The sequence below is a fragment of the Streptomyces sp. NPDC012827 genome, from assembly GCF_042900905.1.
Lineage (GTDB): Bacteria > Actinomycetota > Actinomycetes > Streptomycetales > Streptomycetaceae > Streptomyces > Streptomyces gulbargensis.
In genome coordinates this window covers 37,067-57,362 of record NZ_JBIBBY010000002.1, presented here as the reverse complement: position 1 = coordinate 57,362, position 20,296 = coordinate 37,067, and the positions used below count along the sequence as shown (strand labels likewise).

Annotated in this window: 11 protein-coding genes and 5 tRNA genes; 11 read left to right on the top strand and 5 right to left on the bottom strand. The window is 72.9% G+C overall.

All coding sequences use genetic code 11. The features are described 5' to 3' along the window. The first annotated feature begins 114 nt into the window (after positions 1-114). Positions 115-975 (top strand): hypothetical protein, encoded by an 861-nt coding sequence (locus tag ACFY60_RS03610; RefSeq protein ID WP_309050253.1) that lies wholly within the window; start codon positions 115-117, stop codon positions 973-975. 561 nt (positions 976-1,536) lie between these two features. Further along, the gene (bldC, locus tag ACFY60_RS03605; RefSeq protein WP_003949541.1) at positions 1,537-1,743 is read left to right on the top strand and encodes a developmental transcriptional regulator BldC; all 207 of its coding nucleotides are present in this window, start codon (positions 1,537-1,539) and stop codon (positions 1,741-1,743) included. Positions 1,744-2,311: 568 nt separating this feature from the next. On the opposite strand, the gene ACFY60_RS03600 is transcribed toward bldC, so the two are convergent. Both ACFY60_RS03600 and hrpA read right to left on the bottom strand, forming a co-directional pair. After that, a tRNA-Asp gene (locus ACFY60_RS03600) sits at positions 2,312-2,385 on the bottom strand. 89 nt (positions 2,386-2,474) lie between these two features. Then, a complete protein-coding gene (hrpA, locus tag ACFY60_RS03595; RefSeq protein WP_388610136.1) occupies positions 2,475-6,455 on the bottom strand; it encodes an ATP-dependent RNA helicase HrpA in 3,981 nt (1,326 codons plus the stop codon). 124 nt (positions 6,456-6,579) lie between these two features. Here hrpA and ACFY60_RS03590 point away from each other — a divergent pair, with 124 nt between their 5' ends. The 3 genes from ACFY60_RS03590 to ACFY60_RS03580 are packed head-to-tail and all read left to right on the top strand — an operon-like array spanning position 6,580 to position 8,693. Further along, on the top strand, positions 6,580-7,059 hold the full coding sequence (locus tag ACFY60_RS03590; protein ID WP_388610138.1) for a hypothetical protein: 480 nt from the start codon (positions 6,580-6,582) through the stop codon (positions 7,057-7,059). Positions 7,060-7,116: 57 nt separating this feature from the next. Next, on the top strand, positions 7,117-7,851 hold the full coding sequence (locus tag ACFY60_RS03585; RefSeq protein ID WP_388610140.1) for a DsbA family protein: 735 nt from the start codon (positions 7,117-7,119) through the stop codon (positions 7,849-7,851). Next, positions 7,848-8,693 carry a cytochrome c biogenesis CcdA family protein gene (locus ACFY60_RS03580; protein WP_388610142.1) on the top strand — a complete coding sequence of 282 codons (846 nt, stop codon included), beginning with the start codon at positions 7,848-7,850 and terminating at the stop codon, positions 8,691-8,693. Before ACFY60_RS03585 ends, ACFY60_RS03580 begins: the two co-directional genes overlap by 4 nt. A 100-nt stretch (positions 8,694-8,793) precedes the next feature. Here ACFY60_RS03580 and ACFY60_RS03575 read toward each other — a convergent pair. The 3 genes from ACFY60_RS03575 to ACFY60_RS03565 all read right to left on the bottom strand — a co-directional run bounded on the left by ACFY60_RS03575 (position 8,794) and on the right by ACFY60_RS03565 (position 9,079). Further along, positions 8,794-8,870 (bottom strand) — tRNA-Phe (locus ACFY60_RS03575). Positions 8,871-8,892: 22 nt separating this feature from the next. Next, positions 8,893-8,966, bottom strand: a tRNA-Asp gene (locus ACFY60_RS03570). Between the two features lie 40 nt (positions 8,967-9,006). Next, a tRNA-Glu gene (locus ACFY60_RS03565) sits at positions 9,007-9,079 on the bottom strand. Positions 9,080-9,207: 128 nt separating this feature from the next. Between ACFY60_RS03565 and ACFY60_RS03560 the strand changes: the two genes are divergently transcribed. The 6 genes from ACFY60_RS03560 (at position 9,208) to ACFY60_RS03535 (ending at position 20,063) form a co-directional block, all read left to right on the top strand. Then, positions 9,208-9,558: a metallopeptidase family protein gene (locus ACFY60_RS03560; protein ID WP_309050248.1), complete on the top strand. Its 351-nt coding sequence runs from the start codon at positions 9,208-9,210 to the stop codon at positions 9,556-9,558. A 273-nt stretch (positions 9,559-9,831) separates the two neighbouring features. Further along, positions 9,832-10,479 carry a hypothetical protein gene (locus ACFY60_RS03555; RefSeq protein ID WP_388610144.1) on the top strand — a complete coding sequence of 216 codons (648 nt, stop codon included), beginning with the start codon at positions 9,832-9,834 and terminating at the stop codon, positions 10,477-10,479. A gap of 202 nt (positions 10,480-10,681) precedes the next feature. Continuing rightward, the gene (locus ACFY60_RS03550) at positions 10,682-12,958 is read left to right on the top strand and encodes a DEAD/DEAH box helicase (RefSeq protein ID WP_388610146.1); all 2,277 of its coding nucleotides are present in this window, start codon (positions 10,682-10,684) and stop codon (positions 12,956-12,958) included. Between the two features lie 256 nt (positions 12,959-13,214). Continuing rightward, positions 13,215-16,487, top strand: a complete 3,273-nt coding sequence (locus tag ACFY60_RS03545; protein ID WP_388610148.1) for an FG-GAP-like repeat-containing protein — start codon at positions 13,215-13,217, stop codon at positions 16,485-16,487. Positions 16,488-16,768: 281 nt separating this feature from the next. Continuing rightward, the gene (locus ACFY60_RS03540) at positions 16,769-19,864 is read left to right on the top strand and encodes an FG-GAP-like repeat-containing protein (protein WP_388610150.1); all 3,096 of its coding nucleotides are present in this window, start codon (positions 16,769-16,771) and stop codon (positions 19,862-19,864) included. 126 nt (positions 19,865-19,990) lie between these two features. After that, positions 19,991-20,063: transfer RNA gene (locus ACFY60_RS03535), tRNA-Lys, on the top strand. The last annotated feature ends 233 nt before the right edge of the window (positions 20,064-20,296 follow it).

Genomic DNA, 20,296 nt, shown 5'->3' with positions numbered 1-20,296 from the left:
TACGGGTGGGGGAGGACCATGTTCCGCACGAGAGTAAGTGCTACCTGTGCGTAGATCGGCCGCAGTGCTCAGGATCACCCCCTCGCGGAGTACCTCCGTGGAAGGATTTGCGACATGTCGGTCGCCTCTTCGGTCCTCGTCCCTTACGCGTCCTATCTGCGGGTGTACGAGCCGCTGGCCGCGTTTCCCGAACCCGAGCGGTCCCAGTGGGCCCGCTACGCCCGCCGGGCGGGCACTCCCGGCGCGCAGGAGGAGCTGCGGCGCTCCCTCGCGGACCTGGTGCCGACGCCTCCGGTCCCGGTGCCGGTCGAGGAGAGCGGGGAGGCGTTCGTCGCGCATCTGGGCGGGGCGGTGGTGATCTGCCCGTGGCGGACCCGGCTGCGGGCGCTGCTCGCCCTGGAGGAGCTGGCGGCCGGGGCGTTCCCGGGGCCGGTGCTCGACGCGATGGTGCCGCCGGTGGTGCGGGAGCAGGCGGCGGCGGACCACGAGCGCTGGCGGGTGGAGAACCCGGACGCGCGGCCGTGGATCCGGACGGCGGTGTGGCAGGTGCCGCTGCGCTGGTTCGCGCTGTTCGGGGAGGAGGACCGGCAGTACGAGCCCGGGCGGCGGGACGGCGAGGGACCGGTGCGGGCGCCGGTGCTGCGGTACCGGACGACCATGGCGCAGGCGCGGCGCCGGCTCGCGCGCTCGCTGCGGGCGCTGCGGGAGTCGATCGACGAGGGGCCGATGACCCGGGGGCTCGTCGAGGTGGGCCGCTGGCTGGAGGAGTTCCACCCGAGGGCCCTGGTGGAGCTGGACTTCGGCGGCCTGGTGCACGCCGTGCCGGAGGAGTGGCTGGCCGGGGAGCGCTCGGCGGCGGAGGTGGCGGCCGGGATCGCGGCCCTGAAGGCGGGCGACGGCGAGGAGGCGAGCGAGGTCTACGGGCGGCTCGCGGAGCGGTGGCGGCTGGTGCGCGAGCTCCAGTTCGCGAACTGACCGTCAAGATCCGCCGCCGGAGTCTGTCAGGTGTCCATCGACAGGACGGCACCGGCCGGTGTAAATGATCTTCATACACCCGGAGGCGGGTCCCCGGGCCGTTCGGTACGCCCGGCGGGGACGTTGGTCCCGATCCGGGCCTTTGACTCAAGCGTGACGGATCGCACTTAACGCACCCTTGCGTCCATCACCCATCCTCGTGCCAAAATAGGACAAGGAGTCCGGGGAGGGTTCCTTCCGTCCAACTATGGGCGGAACGCTCAGCATTGCACTCTATGGGGGGTCTGAGGACTCCTGATCGCTCTGTGACTGATCGTCACAGTGGCGTGACTGTCCGTTATGGCATGGTCCATCGACTTCCGCCGCTGATGAACACCTGCGAGGGCAATTCCATCGGTTTGGCCGACGTGGCTGGACGGATGGTGTAGTTGTAGTGCCGAGGACAAGCCGTTCGTCCTATAACCGACTCGGCCCGCTTCTGCCATTTCGGGCAACGCGGGTCAAGGTGCAGAATTTAGAGGAAAGAACCGAGAAGGTTCGGTTCTCCCGAGGAGGCCGCTCATGACCGCTCGCACCCCTGATGCCGAGCCGCTGCTGACCCCTGCCGAGGTTGCCACGATGTTCCGCGTGGACCCGAAGACGGTGACCCGGTGGGCCAAGGCGGGCAAGCTCACGTCCATCCGCACGCTGGGTGGGCACCGCCGGTACCGCGAGGCCGAGGTTCGCGCGCTGCTGGCGGGCATTCCGCAGCAGCGCAGCGAGGCCTGAGGTTCGCGCAGCACTTGTAACACCCCGCAGTACCCCGTAACACCGGGCCTGGCCGGATCCCCCAATCCGGTCGCCCACCCCTAGCTCTGCCGGCGGTCACCTGCCCCAACAGGTCTCCGTCACCGATCGCGCTGGACTCCGCCGGGTCCGGCGCGATCTTTTTTGTGCCCCGGCCGAGCGTCGCCTGCCCGTGCAATTGCACATATTAAATCCGGCTGGTGTAGGGAGGGTGTAAGTGAAGCGGTTTCTGAAACACTTTCAGTGACACCCGTCACAGAGGCCAACTCTTGCCAAGGAACAGCCTCCCACTCCCGGGAACGCCCCCAACCCGCCGTTGGTCACCGGCCGATGGGACTTTCGTCCCCGGCCGCCGGGTGTCCGCCCGGGGCTCGCACGGCCCCGTGCGGGATGTCCCGGGGCCCCAGGTGGTCCGCGCCCTTGGCGCCTGCCCGTCCGCCTACCCCGCGTCCGCCCGTCCATCCGCGCGCGGGACCGTCCATCCGTGCGGGACCGTCCGCCCGCGCACAGCGAAAAGGCCCGCATCGTGTGATGCGGGCCTTTTCCGAGGCGATCCTGACGGGACTTGAACCCGCGACCTCCACCTTGACAGGGTGGCGAGCTAACCAACTGCTCCACAGGACCTCGTTGCGAGAACGACTGTACAGCAGTTTCGGGGCTCTGGTCGAACCGGGTGCCGGGGGCCGCCTCCGGCACCCGGGCCGGTGCCCCCGTCACGGGGCCGCGGCGTCGATCGCCTTCACGATGCGCTTGTCCGAGACCGGATGGGCCGTCCCCAGCGCGTGGGCGAAGTAGCTCACCCGCAGCTCCTCGATCATCCAGCGGATGTCGGTCACCTCCGCCGGCACCGGGCGGCCCGGCGGGAGCTGTTCGAGCAGCCAGGCGTACTCGTCCAGCATCTCGTGGACCTTCTCCATCCGGGTGGTGTCCCGCTGGACCCCGGTCGGCATCTGCTGCAGCCGCCGGTCGACCGCCACCAGATAGCGCATGAGGTCCGGCAGCCGCTTGAGGCCGGTACGGGTCACGAAACCGGGCGGCATGAGCCAGGACAGCTGGTCCCGGACGTCCTTGAGGTTCGGCAGCAGCGCCGGGCTGTTCGTCGCCTTCAGCCGCCGCTCGCAGGCCTGCCAGGCCGCGAGCACCTGCTGGACCTGGCCCACCGTGCGGACGGTCAGCTCCACGAGGTCGGCGCGCACCTTGTCGTACAGCTTCCGGAAGGACTCCTCGTCCCACGCCGGGCCGCCGTGGTCCGTGATCAGCCGGTCGGCCGCCGCGGTCGCGCAGTCCTCGAAGAGGGCCTGGATCGAACCGTGCGGATTCGCCGACAGGGCCAGCTTCTGCTGGTTGGTCAGCTTGTCCGAGGCGAACTTCGCCGGGTTCACCGGGATGTTCAGCATGATCAGCTTCCGGGTGCCCCGCCACATCGCCTGCGCCTGCTCGGCCTCCGTGTCGAAGAGGCGTACGGCCACGGAGTCGCCCTCGTCGACGAGCGCCGGGTACGCCTTGACCGGCTGGCCAGCCCGCCGGGTCTCGAAGACCTTGGTGAGGGTGCCGATCGTCCACTCCCGCAGCCCCGAGCGCTCCAGCGAGGGCCCCGAGCCGTCCGGGCCCGCCGTGGCAGCGGCGGCGGCCTTCGAGAGGGCCTGACGGGCCTTGGGACGCAGCGTCAGCTTCAGCGCCTCCAGGTCCTTGTCCTCGGCCAGCTTCCGGCGCCGCTCGTCGACGATCCGGAACGTGATCCTGAGGTGGTCGGGGACCTTCGCCCAGTCGAAGTCCTCGGGGGTGAGCGGCACTCCGACCATCCGCCGGAGCTCACGGGCGAGCGCCGTCGTCAGCGGCTCCTGCACCGGGACGGTGGAGTCCAGGAAGCGGGTCGCGAAGTTGGGCGCGGGCACGTAGTGGCGGCGGATCGGCTTCGGGAGCGACCTGATCAGCTCCGTGACGACCTCCTCGCGCAGCCCCGGGATCTGCCAGTCGAAGCCCTCGTCGGTGACCTGGTTGAGCACCTGGAGCGGGATGTGGACGGTCACGCCGTCCGCGTCCGCGCCCGGCTCGAACTGGTACGTCACCCGGAACTTCAGCGGCCCCTGCCGCCAGGAGTCCGGGTAGTCGTCCTTGGTGACCGCCCCCGCCTTCTCGTTGATGAGCATCTCGCGCTCGAAGTCGAGGAACTCCGGCTCCTCACGGCGCTTGTGCTTCCACCACGAGTCGAAGTGCGCACCCGAGACAACGTGTTCGGGCACCCGCTTGTCGTAGAAGTCGAAGAGGGTCTCGTCGTCGACCAGGATGTCCCGGCGCCGGGCCCGGTGTTCGAGCTCCTCGACCTCGGTGAGCAGCTTGCGGTTGTCCGCGAAGAACTTGTGGTGGGTGCGCCAGTCGCCCTCCACCAGCGCGTTGCGGATGAACAGCTCGCGGGAGACCTCCGGGTCGATGCGCCCGTAGTTCACCTTGCGGTCGGCGACGATCGGCACGCCGTACAGCGTCACCTTCTCGTACGCCATCACGGCCGCCTGGTCCTTCTCCCAGTGCGGCTCGCTGTACGTCCGCTTCACCAGGTGCTGGGCGAGCGGCTCGATCCACTCGGGCTCGATCCGCGCGTTGACCCGCGCCCAGAGGCGGGAGGTCTCCACCAGCTCGGCCGACATCACCATGCGCGGGGGCTTCTTGAAGAGCGCCGAGCCGGGGAAGATCGCGAACTTGGCGTTGCGGGCGCCCAGGTACTCGTTCCGGGTGCCCTCGCGCTTGGCGTCCCTGCCGCCTCCGCCGCCGTCCTTGGCGTCCTTCACGTCCTTCAGACCGATGTGGGAGAGCAGGCCGGCCAGGAGGGACACGTGGACCGACTGCTCCGGCGCGTCCTCCTCGTTGAGGTGGATCCCCATCTGCTTGGCGACCGTGCGGAGCTGCGCGTAGATGTCCTGCCACTCCCTGATCCGCAGGAAGTTCAGGTACTCCTGCTTGCACATGCGGCGGAAGCTGGACGACCCCCGCTCCTTCTGCTGCTCGCGGATGTAGCGCCACAGGTTGAGGAAGGCGAGGAAGTCGCTGGTCTCGTCCTTGAAGCGGGCGTGCATCTGGTCGGCCTGCGCCTGCTTCTCGGCCGGCCGCTCGCGCGGGTCCTGGATGGACAGGGCCGCCGCGATCACCATGACCTCGCGGACGCAGCCGTTCTTGTCCGCCTCCAGGACCATGCGGGCGAGCCGCGGGTCGACCGGGAGCTGGGCGAGCTTGCGGCCCTGCTCGGTCAGCCGCTTCCTCGGGTCCTTCTCCGCCGGGTTCAGGGCCCCCAGCTCCTGGAGGAGCTGCACGCCGTCCCGGATGTTGCGGTGGTCCGGCGGATCGATGAAGGGGAACTTCTCGATGTCGCCGAGGCCGGCCGCGGTCATCTGGAGGATGACGGAGGCCAGGTTGGTCCGGAGGATCTCCGCGTCCGTGAACTCGGGACGGGTGAGGAAGTCGTCCTCGGAGTAGAGCCGGACGCAGATGCCGTCCGACGTACGGCCGCAGCGGCCTTTGCGCTGGTTGGCGCTGGCCTGCGAGACCGGCTCGATCGGCAGCCGCTGCACCTTGGTGCGGTGCGAGTAGCGCGAGATGCGGGCGGTGCCCGGGTCGATCACGTACTTGATGCCGGGGACGGTGAGGGAGGTCTCCGCGACGTTGGTGGCGAGGACGATCCGGCGGCCGGAGTGCGCCTGGAAGACCCGGTGCTGTTCGGCGTGGGAGAGCCGGGCGTACAGGGGGAGGATCTCGGTGTTCCGCAGCTTCCTCTTGAGCAGCGCGTCGGCGGTGTCGCGGATCTCCCGCTCGCCGGAGAGGAAGACCAGGATGTCGCCGGGGCCCTCGGCCTGGAGCTCGTCGACGGCGTCGCAGATCGCCGTGATCTGGTCGCGGTCGGCGTCCTCGGAGTCCTCTTCGAGGAGGGGCCGGTAGCGGACCTCGACGGGGTACGTGCGGCCGCTGACCTCGACGATGGGCGCGTCGCCGAAGTGGCGGGAGAAGCGCTCCGGGTCGATGGTCGCGGAGGTGATCACGACCTTCAGGTCGGGGCGCCTCGGCAGCAGCTGGGCCAGATAGCCGAGCAGGAAGTCGATGTTGAGGGAGCGCTCGTGGGCCTCGTCGATGATGATCGTGTCGTAGGCGCGCAGCTCGCGGTCCGTCTGGATCTCGGCGAGCAGGATGCCGTCCGTCATCAGCTTGACGAAGGTCTCGTCCGGGTTCACCTGGTCGGTGAAGCGGACCTTCCAGCCGACCGCCCCGCCGAGCGGGGTCCTCAGTTCCTCGGCGACGCGCTCGGCGACCGTGCGGGCGGCGATCCGGCGCGGCTGCGTGTGGCCGATCATGCCGCGGACGCCCCGGCCCAGCTCGAGACAGATCTTCGGGATCTGCGTGGTCTTGCCGGAGCCCGTCTCACCGGCGACGATCACGACCTGGTGGTCGCGTATCGCCTCCAGGATCTCGTCCTTCTTCTGGGAGACGGGCAGCTGTTCGGGATAGGTGACGGCGGGCACGAGGGCGGCGCGTGCGTCGACCCGCTCCTTGGCCTTGCCGGCCTCGGCGGCGATCTCGTCCAGGACGGCCGCGCGGGCCTCGGGCTTGCGGATGCGGCGGGCGCCTTCGAGACGGCGGCCGAGCCGGTGGGCGTCCCGCAGCGAGACCCCGGCCAGGACGGTCTGGAGGGCGGCGAAGGAAGTAGACATACGGATTCCAGGATCGCACCTGCGGCCGAGAACCGGCGAACCGATTTCCGGGCCGCGTCCGGGGGCGGGCCCCGTACGCCTGCGTAATATTTCGGGCACACCGACCGGATCCGAGGGGTTTCGCATGTTCCGCACCACCGCCCGAGCGCACCCCGCGTGCGCCGCCCCGGCGGTCGCGCGGCGGGGCCCGCTCCTCACGTCGCTGCTCGGCCTGGTCCTGGGACTCCTGCTCTGCGCGGCTCCGGTGCCGTACGGGGACCCCGGGGCGGGGCCGGACCGGGTGCCGTACGAGGTCTCCGGGACGGAGGCGGCCGCGGTGGTGACCGCCGTCGCCCACGGGACCGGTGGGGTGAGCGCGCCGGACGGGGACGGTCCCGTGCCGGGCTGCGGGCACCGGAACCCCGCCGAGGCCGGGGCCGAGGGCCCCGCCGTACCGCCACGGGCCCAGGGCTTCGCCGACCTGCTTCCCGCGCTCACCACCGGCCGCGCCCCCGCCGCGGGCGCCTGGGGCGCCGACCCGGAGGCGGGGCGCCCGGCACCGGGCCGCGAGCCGCCGGAGCTCGTACCGCCGTCACCGGTGGAGCTGTCGGTCCTGAGGGTGTAGAGGCGCAGGCCTCCCCGTACCCCTCTCCCCTTCTTCCTCCCTCAGGAGCGCTTCCGCATGTCCAGGTCCAAGACGATCACGATCGTGTCCGGGGTGGCCGTCGCCGCCGTGCTCGCCGGTTTCGCCTCGTACACCGCCACCAAGCCCGCCGCCCCCGGCGCCGCCGGCACCTCCGCGGTGGCCGAGGTGTCGGCCGGCCCGTCCGAGGGCGTCTATCCGGAGCTGGAGGCGTACGCCCGGCGCGACGCGTCCGACGGCCTCGCCCTCGGCCGGGCCGACGCGCCGGTCGTCCTCATCGAGTACGCCGACTTCAAGTGCGGCTACTGCGGCCAGTTCGCCCGCGAGACCGAACCGGTCCTGGTGGAGAAGTACGTCCGCAGCGGCACCCTGCGCATCGAGTGGCGCAACTTCCCGATCTTCGGCGAGGAGTCCGAGGCGGTGGCCCGCGCCTCCTGGGCGGCCGGTCGGCAGGGCCGGTTCTGGCAGTTCCACAAGGCCGCGTACGCCGAGGACGCCAAGCGGAAGGGCTTCGGCAAGGAGCGGCTGACCGCCCTCGCCGAGGAGGCCGGCGTCCCGGACCTGAACCGGTTCGCGCGGGACAGCGAGGGCACGGAGGCCCGAGAGGCCGTGAAGAAGGACCAGGAGCAGGGCTACAGCCTCGGCGCCACCTCCACCCCGTCCTTCCTGATCAACGGCCGGCCGATCGCCGGCGCCCAGCCCCTCGAGACCTTCACCGAGGCCATCGAGGCGGCGGCGGCCGCGAAGACGGCCTCGGCGAAGGGCCGGGGATGACCTCGGGCATCGGCTACTTCGCGGCCTTCCTCGGTGGCCTGCTCGCCCTGCTCAGCCCGTGCAGCGCCCTGCTCCTGCCCGCCTTCTTCGCGTACTCGATCGAGACCCGGGCGAAGCTGGTCGCCCGCACCGGCATCCTCTACGCCGGTCTGGCCACCACCCTCGTCCCGCTGGGCGCGGCCGGGTCCTTCGCGGGCCGGTTCTTCCACGGCCACCGGGATCTGCTGGTCACGGCCGGCGGCTGGCTGATCGTCGGGCTCGGCGTCCTCCAGATCCTCGGGCTCGGCTTCGCCTCCCGCCGGATCGCGGAGGCGAGTGGCCGGATCCGCCCGACGAGCGCCGTCTCGGTCTACGCCTTGGGCCTGGTCTACGGGCTGGCCGGCTTCTGCGCCGGCCCGATCCTCGGCAGCGTCCTGACGGTGGCGGCGCTGAGCGGCAGCCCGGTGTACGGGGGGCTCCTCCTGGCCGTGTACGCGCTGGGCATGGCGGTTCCGCTGTTCGTGCTGGCGCTGCTCTGGGAGCGGTACGACCTGGGGCGGCGGCGCTGGCTGCGCGGGCGCCCGGTCCGCCTCGGACCGCTCACGGTCCACTCGACCTCGCTGCTCTCGGGCCTGTTCTTCGTGGCCCTGGGGGCGATGTTCCTGGTCTTCGACGGGACGACCGCCCTGCCGGGGCTGCTCTCGGTCGACGACTCGTTCGCGGTCGAGCGGCGGGTGGCGGAGCTGGGCCGGTCGGTGCCGGACTGGGCGCTGCTCGTGGCCGTGGTGGCCGCGGTGGCGGTGGTGGTCGCGGTGCGGGGCAGGCGCGGGGCCGGGCCCCCGGTGGAGCGCGAGGAGGCCTGAGCCGTACGGGGAGGGGGCGGCGCCCCTCCCCGTACGGGATCCCCCGACCAGGGGGCCGGGGAACGAGGAAGGCCCCGTTCTTTCGAACGGGGCCTTCCGGTGGTGGCTGGGGCCGGGGTCGAACCGGCGACCTATCGCTTTTCAGGCGATCGCTCGTACCAACTGAGCTACCCAGCCACGAGGCCATTGCTGACCTCAGCGATCCTGACGGGACTTGAACCCGCGACCTCCACCTTGACAGGGTGGCGAGCTAACCAACTGCTCCACAGGACCTTGCTGTCTGTGCGAGACAAGTCTCGCACAGGGTGATGCGTGCCCCCAACGGGATTCGAACCCGTGCTACCGCCTTGAAAGGGCGGCGTCCTGGGCCACTAGACGATGAGGGCTAACGGCCCCACCTGGGCGCTTCTCAGCGCGTCGGGGACGTGAGAAGCATATGGGATGTCGGCCGGTATCGCCAAAACGGTTTCCCCGGGCCCGTGGGAACGGGCTCCTTCCGGGGGAGAATGGGCCCGTGCTGGAGATGACGCGCGAGGAGTTCGAGGAGCTTGTCGCCGAGGCCCTGGACCGGATCCCGCCGGAACTGACCCGGCTGATGGACAACGTGGCGGTGTTCGTCGAGGACGAGCCCCCGGCGGACGACCCCGAACTGCTCGGGCTCTACGAGGGGACGCCGCTGACCGAGCGGGGTGAGTGGTACGCGGGGGTGCTGCCGGACCGGATCACGATCTACCGGGGGCCGACGCTGCGGATGTGCGCGTCGCGCGAGGACGTGGTCGCCGAGACCGAGATCACGGTCGTCCACGAGATCGCCCACCACTTCGGCATCGACGACGAGCGGCTGCACGCGCTGGGCTACGGCTGATCGGACCGGGGGCGTACGGGAAGTGCCCGGGCCCGGACACCCCCAGGAGTGACCGGCGGACGGGGGCGGCATGGGGCGGGCCCGCGCGTGCGGGGCGCGTACCGGGCGCGTTCGGGGCGTGTCCCCCGCGGCGCCGGGGGAGTTGGGCAGGGCAACGCGTTCCGTTCCTGCCCGTTGTGTCCTGGAGGTCCCCCTGTGCGCACTTTGCCCACCCGTGTGAGATGGGCCGCCACCGCGTTGGCGGTCGCCGCCTGTGCCGGCCTGAGCGGCTGTATGAGTGTCGGTGAGGACGGGGCCAAGCCGGCGCCCGGCGCCTCCGGCTCCGAGCGGGGCGCGGCGGCCGAGGCCGAGGGCGGCGCGGGGGGCGCGGCAGGCCAGGACGGCGCCTGGGCGGGGCCGACCGCCCGGAGCGGGCCCGACGCGGCGGGTGAGGTGACCGAGACCCCGGTGCCCGGCGGCTCCGCCTCCGCCTCGGCCCCGGCGCAGTCCTCACCCGGCGTGAAGGGACCCGCGGACCGGACCCCGGCACCCGGCGGCCCGGTGAAGCCCCTGCCCTCGGCGGGCGGTGGGCACGGCGGCCAGGACGGCGGCTCGGGCGGTTCCGGAGGGGGAAGCGGCGGCAGCGGTGGGGGCGGCACGGGGAGCGGCGGCGGTACGGGCGGGGGTGGCGGGACCGTCGGCGGCGGGACCGGTGACACCGGCGGCGGGGCCACCCCGACCCCGGAGCCCCAGGAGCCGACCCCCGAGCCGACGCCGGAGCCCACCCCCGAACCGACCCCGGAACCGACGCCCGAGCCGACCACCCATCCCAGCGACCCGCCGGCGCCGGGTCCGGACACCCAGATGGGTGCCATGTGGGCGGCGCAGGAGGCCGGTGAACCGTCCGAGCCGACGGCATCACCGCAGGTCGGGCCGGTGTGACCCGGGCCGGTTTGCCATGAGTGGGGGAGGGTGCGTATGGTGGTAGATCGTTTGATCCCATTTGCCCCCGGCGCCACTATCGATGAGCGCCGCGACTGGCGCGTACTCTCCCTTGCCGTGACTGACCGCATCGAGGCGGTCGTAGTGCGAAACACGGAGTTGACGGGCGCGTGCCGAGACTCCGGAAGGTTTCGCATTTCGCATGTCCATTTTCAGTTCTGACCACGCCGTCCTGCCCGAGAACGACGAGATCGTCTCCGACGCGGCCGAGGCCGCCGAGACCGTCGACGTCGTCGAGGCCCTCGACGCCGCAGAGGCCGACCTGGCCGCCGACACCGACGAGGCGACGGACGCCGACGAGGCCGACGAGACCCCGCAGATCACCTTCGGTGACCTGGGCCTGCCCGAGGGCGTCGTGCGCAAGCTCGCGCAGAACGGCGTGACCACCCCCTTCCCGATCCAGGCCGCGACCATCCCGGACGCCCTGGCCGGCAAGGACATCCTCGGCCGCGGCCGTACCGGCTCCGGCAAGACCCTCTCCTTCGGTCTGCCGCTGCTCGCCACCCTGGCCGACGGCCACACCGAGAAGAAGAAGCCCCGCGGCGTCATCCTGACCCCGACCCGCGAGCTCGCGATGCAGGTCGCGGACGCCCTCCAGCCGTACGGCGACGTGCTCGGCCTCAAGATGAAGGTCGTCTGCGGCGGTACCTCCATGGGCAACCAGATCTACGCCCTGGAGCGCGGTGTCGACATCCTCGTCGCCACCCCGGGCCGTCTGCGCGACATCATCAACCGCGGCGCCTGCTCCCTGGAGGCCGTCCAGGTCGCCGTCCTCGACGAGGCCGACCAGATGGCCGACCTGGGCTTCCTGCCCGAGGTCACCGAGCTCCTCGACCAGGTCCCGGCCGGCGGCCAGCGCCTGCTCTTCTCCGCGACCATGGAGAACGAGATCGCGACCCTGGTCAAGCGCTACCTGACCGACCCGGTCGTCCACGAGGTCGACAGCGCCCAGGGCAACGTCACGACCATGACCCACCACGTCCTGGTCGTGAAGCCCAAGGACAAGGCGCCGGTCACCGCCGCGATCGCCGCCCGCAAGGGCCGCACCATCATCTTCGTCCGCACCCAGCTGGGCGCCGACCGCATCGCCGAGCAGCTGCGCGAGGCGGGCGTCAAGGCGGACGCGCTGCACGGCGGCATGACCCAGGGCGCGCGTACCCGTACGCTCGCCGACTTCAAGGACGGTTACGTCAACGCCCTCGTCGCCACCGACGTCGCCGCCCGCGGCATCCACGTCGACGGCATCGACCTGGTCCTGAACGTGGACCCGGCCGGCGACCACAAGGACTACCTGCACCGCTCGGGCCGTACCGCCCGCGCCGGCAAGTCCGGCGTGGTCGTGTCGCTGGCCCTGCCGCACCAGCGTCGCCAGATCTTCCGCCTCATGGAGGACGCGGGCGTCGACGCCTCGCGCCACATCGTCGGCGGAGCCGGTGCCTTCGACCCCGAGGTCGCCGAGATCACCGGTGCCCGTTCGCTGACCGAGGTCCAGGCCGACTCCGCGAACAACGCCGCCAAGCAGGCCGAGCGCGAGGTCGTGGACCTGACCAAGCAGCTGGAGCGCCTCCAGCGCCGGGCCGTCGAGCTGCGCGAGGAGGCCGACCGTCTGGTCGCCCGCGCCGCCCGCGAGCGCGGCGAGGACCCGGAGACCGCCGTCGCCGAGGTGACCGAGGCCGCCGAGGCCGAGGTCGCGGCCGCCGCCGTGGCGGCGGAGCGCGAGGAGCGCCGCGAGGAGCGGCGGGACGAGCGCCCGGCCTTCCGCGACCGTGACGACCGGGGCGGCTACGAGCGCCGGGACCGTGAGGACCGCGGTGGTTTCCGCCGGGACAACGACCGTCCGTCCGGTGGTTTCCGCCGGGACAACGACCGTCCGTCCGGTGGCTTCCGCCGTGACGACCGTCCCTCGGGTGGTTTCCGCCGGGACAACGACCGTCCGTCCGGTGGCTTCCGCCGTGACGACCGTCCCTCGGGTGGTTTCCGCCGGGACAACGACCGTCCCTCGGGCGGCTTCCGCCGCGACGACCGCCCCTCCGGCGGCTTCAACCGGGACGACCGTCGTGACGACCGCGGTGGCTTCCGCCGTGACGACCGTCCCTCGGGCGGCTTCCGCCGCGACAACGACCGTCCGTCGTTCCGCGACCGTGACGAGCGCCCGTCGGGTGGCTTCCGCCGCGACGACCGCCGGGACAACGACCGCCCGGCCGGTGGCTTCCGCCGCGACGACCGCCCCTCCGGCGGCCACCGTGGCAGCGACCGCCCGTTCAACCGCGACCGTCGTGACGACCGCCCCGCGGGCGGCTTCCGCCGCGACGACCGCCCCTCGGGCCGCCGTGACGACCACCGCCCCTCCGGCTCCGGCTCCGGCTCCTTCGGCGGCGGCCGCCGCGACGACAAGCCGCGCTGGAAGCGCAACGGCTGAGCCGGTCGACCCGCGCGGAACCGCGAGTCCGCGTGAGCGGGTGACGACCTGACGGGAAGGGCCCGTACGACACTTCGGTGGCGTACGGGCCCTTCGTCTTGAACGGGTTCGGAACACCGTCGCGACGCCGGGCCGGGTGTTGGTAGGGTCACCCCGCTCAGGGGGGACGACCGAGACCGGGATCTCCCGTCCGCGTGCCGCCGCAGAGGTGCTGCCGCGCCCTCCCTGACCCCATGTTTTCCGGGAGGGACCTTCCTTGATCCATCAGGGCAACGACCGCGCGCGCGGTTCGGGCCGACGCACCCGCGCCGCCCTCGTCCTCGCGCTCGCGACGGTCACGGCGGCGACGTCCGCCGGGATCACGGCGCCGCCCGCGGTCGCCGACACGGCGCCGCAGACCACCGTGCTGCCGGCCGCGCCGCGCTTCTCGCCGCGCGCCACCTCGATCCTCAACGCCGGCGAGACCGGCTATCTGCTGGCGCAGGAGGGCGACGTCCGCCTCCAGTGGATCGACTACGCCACCGGGACCGCGACCCCACTCGCCGTCACCCTGCCGGAGGCGCCGCGCTACGACTACGAGACCGGCTACTGGGACTGGCGGCAGAAGCTGCCCATCGGAGGCGGCGGCCACTGGGGCAGGGGCTCCGACACGGTCGCCGTGCACTCCGCCACCCCCAGCCCGCGCGTGACCCTCCAGAAGGGCGCGGGCGCGGTCTTCGCGGAGATCGCCCTCCCGGAGGGCCAGACGTACGTGGGCACCTTCGGTGACACCGTGGTGACCCGCACCGGCGAGGCGGACGCGCCCACCGGATTCCACCTGCTGCGGTCCGAGGCGGGGAAGGTGACGGACACGCCCGTCACCGGACTGCCGGAGGGGACCGTTCCCACCGGTGTGGAGGACGGTGACGCGACCTCACTCGTCCTCCGGCACCGGAACTCCGCGGGCGGCCAGGAGAACTGGGCGCTCACCGACCTCGCCGACGGGGTGGCCGAGCCGCTCCTGGGACCGCAGGACGGCTCGGAGGACGTGACCGGCTTCCGCCTCGGTGCCGGAACGATCCTGCGGCTGCGCACCGGGCGGGACAAGATCGACGTCCTGGACCGCACCGCGCCGGAGACCCTGATCCGCACGGTGGAGTCCGGTTCCCTCGCGTACGACGCGACCTTCGCCGCCGTGGGCACGACCGTCCTCGGCGTCAGCCGGCAGAACCCCGGGAGCAACGAGTACCGGGGGACGGCCCTGTGGGTCCTCCCGGGCACCGACGAGGACGACCTGAAGCCTCCCGTGCTGGAACTGGCCGGCGGGCAGATCGTCGTGACGCCCGACGGAACCGCGCTCGCCGCCGGGACCACGGCCGCCGAACCGCGGGGCGACCTCGACTGGGCCGTGCACCGGCTCGTACCGGCCTCCGGCGGCGGTGTGGAGACGCGCCGGCTCACCACCGTCGAGCCCATGCCCGCGAAGATCCACGGCCTCGCCCTGGGCAGCGGCATCCTCACCCAGGGCGAGAACAGCACCTACTTCCAGCCGGCCGACTACTACGGCGTCTACCGCTCCACCTGGCTCTCCGCCACCGGGCAGCCGCAGCCGCTCCGGACCACCGTGGACGGGCTGCTGAGCGGCGACGACGGCGACTGCTCCTCCTACACCGGCCGCTGCGTCGTGATGTGGGCGAGCGGTGACGGCTTCCACGGGCGCCGGAACGATTCGTACAGAGATGACACCGTGCTGTACGAGAACGGGAGGAGCACCGCCGGGGGGCCGAGCGTCACCACCGGCATGACCAGCGGTGAACTGGTCGACCTCTCCGGCCGGTTCGGGCTCGTCGCCTCGGCGAGCACCGTCCTGCGGGAGGAACCGTACGTCGTCGAGTTCCCGAAGTCGGGTGCCGGAACCGTCCGCGAACGGCGCACCGACCTCACCGCCGCCCTGTGGGGATCCACCCTGTGGAGCGCCGCCAAGGACAGTCCGCGGGTCACCTCGAAGTCGCTGGTGTCCGGCGCGGCGGGCCCGTCCTTCACCACCCCCAACGCGTGTGCTCCGGCCCACCTCCAGGCCGCCGGCCGCTGGGTCTACTGGTCCTGCGACCAGGACGGCTGGAGCCCCGGGACGGGTTCGGGCGTCTACGACCGGCAGACCGGGCGGTCCATGACCCTGCCGGGCCGCAACATCCGCAACGTGCTGCTCGGGGACGGCTACGTCGTGCGGCAGGACCCGGAAGCGGGCCTGCGCCTGTACGACCTGCACGCCGGGCTCCCGGCCTCCGGCTCCGCCGCCGACGTGCCCCAGCGGACGCTGGCGACCGCGGCCGAGCTCGGCCCTGACGCCCACGCCCGCCGGGACTGGACCGTCGACCGCTTCGGCGGCCACGTCGCGTACGCCGGCACCGACGAGCGGATCCGCATCGTCGCCACCGGGGTCCCCGCGCCGCCCGTCACCGTGATCGACTCCGCCGTCACCGGTGCGGCGCTGAACCTGGCCGCCTCCGGCACCGGCTGGTCCGGCCGCTGGTGGACCTCCAAGCCCACGGGCGCCTGGCAGGTCACCGTGAAGGAGAACGCCACCGGAACGGTCGTCCACACGGCCTCCGGGCCCGAGGCGCGCGGCCGGATCGAAGCCGCCTGGACCGGGAGGAACGCCTCCGGCCAGGCCGCGCGGAACGGCGGCTACACCTGGACCCTCACCGCCCGGCCCGCCGACGGCATCGGCGCCGACCTCTCCCTGACCGGCGCGCTGACGGTGACCGGCGGCGCCCCCGCCGCCCGGCCCGCCTGGCACGACGTCACCGGCGACGGCAAGGGCGACCTGCTCGGCCTCACGCCGGGCGGCACGCTGGCCGTGCGGCCGGGCACGGGCACCGGGACCGTGGGCACGGGGCCGTCGGCGACCGGCTGGGCCTCCTCCTCCCTGCTCGTCCCCTTCGGGGACCTCACCGGCGACGGGTGCGGCGACCTGCTGGTGCGGAACGCCGCCGGGGCCCTGACCCGCTACGACGGCGGCTGCGGCACCGCGTTCTCGCCCAACGGGAAGCGGGCCGGTCTGGGCAGCGGCTGGCAGATCTACAACCACCTGTCCGCCCCCGGCGACCTGACGGGCGACGGGCGGACGGACCTCCTGGCGCGCACACCCGCCGGTGAGCTGTGGATGTACGCCGACAACGGCGCCGGCGCGTTCAAGCCGAGGATCCGGGTCGGCACCGGCTGGCAGATCTACGACACGGTCGTCGCGGCCGGCGACCTGAACGGCGACAAGGCCGGCGACCTGCTCGCCCGGGACAGCACCGGCGCCCTGTGGCGGTACTACGGGACGGGCAGGGGCACCTTCGGCCCGCGCGTCCGGATCGGCACCGGCTGGCAGACCTACAACACGGTCGTGGGCGTCGGCGACCTCAACGCCGACGGCAAGGCGGACCTGGTCGCCCGCGACGCGGCGGGCGCTCTGTGGCGGTACAACGGCACCGGCGCCGGCACCCTCTCCGCGCGGGCCCGGATCGGCACCGGCTGGCAGATGTACGCGCGGCTGGCCTGACCGGCGCGCCGCCGGGCCGAGGCGCCCGACGCGGCGCGGCACTTCCGGCTCGGGGCGCCTCCCGGACCGGGGCGCCTGCCCGCCGGCGCGTCCCCAGGGCCCGTACGACACCTCGGTGGCGTACGGGCCCTGCCCGTCGAGCCGCCCTCGTCCGCGGGTGCGACGGCGGCGGGATACGCTCACGTTCTCGACGGGAGCGCGGGCGCCGGCCAGGGGGCCCGGCGGAGAACCGCCCCGCCCCGCCTTCTCGCACATCAGGTTTCCCGGGGAGGGACCCCTCTTTGACTCGTCACCCCCGCGCGCGGCGACCCCGCGCGCGCATCGCCGTCCTCGCCGCCGCGCTGCTGGCCTCGGGGATCGGCGCCGCGCCGTCCGTGAGCGCCTCGCCGATCGTGGGCATCGACCAGCTGGACATCGACCCCGACTGGCGGGCCGTGCCACGCGGCGAGATCGTCACCGCCGTCTCCGCGGGCGGCTACGCCCACGCCACGGAGGACGGCGACCGTCTCAACGGCGACCGGCTCGTGTGGACGGACTTCGCGACCGGCACGAGCGTCCCGCTGGGCTACGAGGCCCACCTGCGCTTCGCCGAGGCCGGGATCGGCGGCCGCTACGTGTACGTCGAGCCCGCCCCCGGTGAGCACGCCGTCCGCGACCTGGCGACCGGCGCCCAGCAGCCGTTCACCCCGCCGTCCGACGCGAGTTACGTGGGACTCCTCGGCGGCTCCCTGCTCTTCCAGCGGAACACCGGCTTCTTCCTGGTGCAGGCCGCCGACCTCACCGGCCCCCAGACGCCGGTCACGGGCTGGCCCGCCGACGCCGACCTGAGCACGGCGCAGCTCGTGGCGGGCGACGACACCGTCGCGGTGATCCGTTACGCGCGCCAGGGAAGCGCCTACGACTTCACCGGGCTCGGCCTCGTCGAGCTCGCCACCGGTCGCGTGACCGCGATCGAGGACGCCGCCACGGCGTACAGCAGTGACTCCACCGGCCCGGTGGTCCTCGGCCCCGACCGGATCGCCTGGGTGGACCGGTCGCGGACCGTGCACGTACGGGACCGCGCCCTTCCGACCGCCGCCGCCGAGCAGACCTTCACCCTCCCCGCCGACCTGGACGCCACGGGCCGGATCGGCCTCGTCGGCGACTGGGTCCTCGCCCTCACGAAGCCCGGGGGCGCGGACCCGGTCCTGCGGCGGAAGCTCGTCGCCGTCCACCCGGACGGCCGGACGCTGACCCTCCTGGAGAAGGCCCAGGCCGAACTCAACCAGGTCACCGGCCAGGACACGGCCGCCGCGGCCGTCGTCGGCGGCACCGGTCCGACGGACTGGGCCCTCCAGAAGGTGGTGCCGGGCAAGGACGGCACGCCGCTCCTGGAGAAGCTCGCCGCCCCCGTCGAGCCGGTCGCCGCCACGGTCGAGTCGATCGCGCTCGGCGCCGGCCGCCTCTCCTCGCTGGAGTGGGGCGGCTCGCGGGGCTCCGGCTTCTTCGAGCGGACGCTGCCGGTCGGTCCCCTCCACACCGGGCAGTCGAAGCCGGCCCCGCTGGGCGCGGAGCAGAAGCGCCTGGAGCGGAACAACCCGCTCTTCGACAGTGGCGACGGCCGCACCGTCCACCTCGCGCACGAGGACTTCAAGCCCCTGGAGGTCGTCGCCCGGACCGCTTCCGGCCGGGTGACGCGGGCGCTCACCGGCGAGAACCACGGGCAGCTCGCCGACGTCTTCGGCCGGTGGGCGGTCTTCCAGGGCGGCAGCGGCCAGACGCTCGTCCTGAACCTGGACGCACCGGCCGGCACCTCGCCCGTCGTCCGCAAGCAGCCGCGGACGGCGGCGGCCGTCTGGGGCGACACCCTCTTCACGGGTACGGCCGTCAACGGCGAGGTGGCCCGGACCGACCTGACGACGGGCAGGGCGACCGGGACGTTCTCGACGGGGGCCGGCTGCCCGGCGACCGAGTTCCAGGTCTCGGCGGGCCGCTGGCTCTACTGGGCCTGCGGACAGACCGGTGCCCACGGCGTCCACGACCTGCGGACCGGTGCGCGGCTCGCGCTCGGACAGGGTGTGGCCGGCGGCGGGCTCCTCGGGGACGGCTTCTACGTGTCCCGGGACGCCGCCTCGTACCTCCGGGTCACCGACTTCCACACCGGTACGGCCCGGACGCGGACGCTCGTCGACGCCGAGCCGGTCTCCGGCCCGCGCCGGGAGACGTGGACCGTCGACCGGTTCGGCGGGGCCGTCGCGTACCGCGGGGCGGACCAGCGCGTCCACGCCGTGTGGACCGGCGTGCCGGCCTCCGACCTCACCGCCGCCTCGGCGAGCGCCCCCGCCTCCGCGCGGTCGAAGGACGGCTGGAAAGCGTCCTGGACGCTGTCCAAGCCCGCCTCGACGTGGCGCCTGAACATCCGCGACCCGCACACCGGGACGGTCGTCCGCAGCTACGGCGGCGGAGAGACCCGGGGCCGGCTCGGCATCGCCTGGGACGGACGCACGGCGGCGGGCAAGGCCGCTCCGAACGGGCCGTACGTCTGGGACCTGACCGCCAACACCGCCGACGGGCAGGGCCGGGACCTCGCCCTCTCCGGCGGCATCACCGTCACCGGCGGCACCCCCGGCCGGCGGGATCTGGCCGGAAACGACCGGCAGGGCGACCTGCTGGTGATGGACACGGCCGGACTCGTCTCGATGTACCGGGGCAACGCGTACGGCGGCCTGTCGTCCCGCATCGCCGGTACGGGCGCGAAGTTCCCCACCACCTCGGTCCTCGTGCCGTTCGGCGACGTGAACGCCGACGGCTGCGCCGACGTCCTCGCCCGCGTCGGGGACCAGCTGCGGTCCTACCGCCCGGGCTGCGGCCAGGTCGTCTCCGCCTCCTCCCCGTACACCCCGCTCGGCTCCGGCTGGGGCGGCTTCGACGTTCTGACCTCGCCCGGCGACCTCGACGGCGACGGCTTCACCGACCTGATCGCCCGCCAGGCCTCCAACGGCGACCTCTACTTGTACGGGGGCACCGCGGACCACCGGCTGAAGCCGCGCGTACGGATCGGTACCGGCTGGAAGCTCTACACCAAGCTGATCGGCGCCGGAGACCTCAACCGCGACGGCCGCGACGACCTGCTCGGCATCGACACGGCGGGCGTCCTCTGGCGCTACTACGGCACGGCGACCGGCGGCCTCTCCCCGCGCGTGAAGCTCGGCGGCGGCTGGAACGGCTACTCGTCCCTGGTCGGCCTCGGCGACCTCTCCGGCGACGGCGTCACCGACCTCGTGGCCCGCGACACCGCCGGCCGCCTCTACAGCTACGAAGGCACCGGCTCCGGCGCCTTCGGCGGCCGCGTCCTCATCGGCACCGGCGGCTGGAACGGCTTCAAGGGCCTCTTCTGACCCCCGCCCCACCACCCGCCCCGCCCCGCCCCGCACCCCTGCGGCGCGGCGCGGGGCGGGGTGTGTCGGATACTCGATCTGTTCCGCGTACCTCTCGGGCTATGCTGCATGGGCGTGCTTGTCCACGGGCCGTTAGCTCAATTGGCAGAGCAGTGGACTTTTAATCCATTGGTTGTGGGTTCGAGTCCCACACGGCCTACCGAGAGCGGGGGAGGGGAGACCCTCCGACCTGCTACGGAGCGCCCCGCCCGGTGTCGACCGGGCGGGGCGCTCCGTCGTTCCGCGTGGCCGCCCCGCGGAGGCGGCGGCTCCTGCGAGGGCTGAGGTTCCTCACATGGAGCGGTGTGGCGCCCCGAGGCACGTGACGGCGCATGGACCGCGCGCGGTGGAGCAGCCCGGTTCGAGCCGGTCGCTGCGGCCGGGACCGCCCCC

What these genes read in the sequence shown, in the direction of transcription:
- ACFY60_RS03610 (WP_309050253.1), top strand. Translation starts at nt 115, where the DNA reads ATGTCGGTCGCCTCTTCGGTCCTCGTCCCTTACGCGTCCTATCTGCGG.
- bldC (WP_003949541.1), top strand. Translation starts at nt 1,537, where the DNA reads ATGACCGCTCGCACCCCTGATGCCGAGCCGCTGCTGACCCCTGCCGAG.
- hrpA (WP_388610136.1), bottom strand. Translation starts at nt 6,455, where the DNA reads ATGTCTACTTCCTTCGCCGCCCTCCAGACCGTCCTGGCCGGGGTCTCG.
- ACFY60_RS03590 (WP_388610138.1), top strand. Translation starts at nt 6,580, where the DNA reads ATGTTCCGCACCACCGCCCGAGCGCACCCCGCGTGCGCCGCCCCGGCG.
- ACFY60_RS03585 (WP_388610140.1), top strand. Translation starts at nt 7,117, where the DNA reads ATGTCCAGGTCCAAGACGATCACGATCGTGTCCGGGGTGGCCGTCGCC.
- ACFY60_RS03580 (WP_388610142.1), top strand. Translation starts at nt 7,848, where the DNA reads ATGACCTCGGGCATCGGCTACTTCGCGGCCTTCCTCGGTGGCCTGCTC.
- ACFY60_RS03555 (WP_388610144.1), top strand. Translation starts at nt 9,832, where the DNA reads ATGAGTGTCGGTGAGGACGGGGCCAAGCCGGCGCCCGGCGCCTCCGGC.
- ACFY60_RS03550 (WP_388610146.1), top strand. Translation starts at nt 10,682, where the DNA reads ATGTCCATTTTCAGTTCTGACCACGCCGTCCTGCCCGAGAACGACGAG.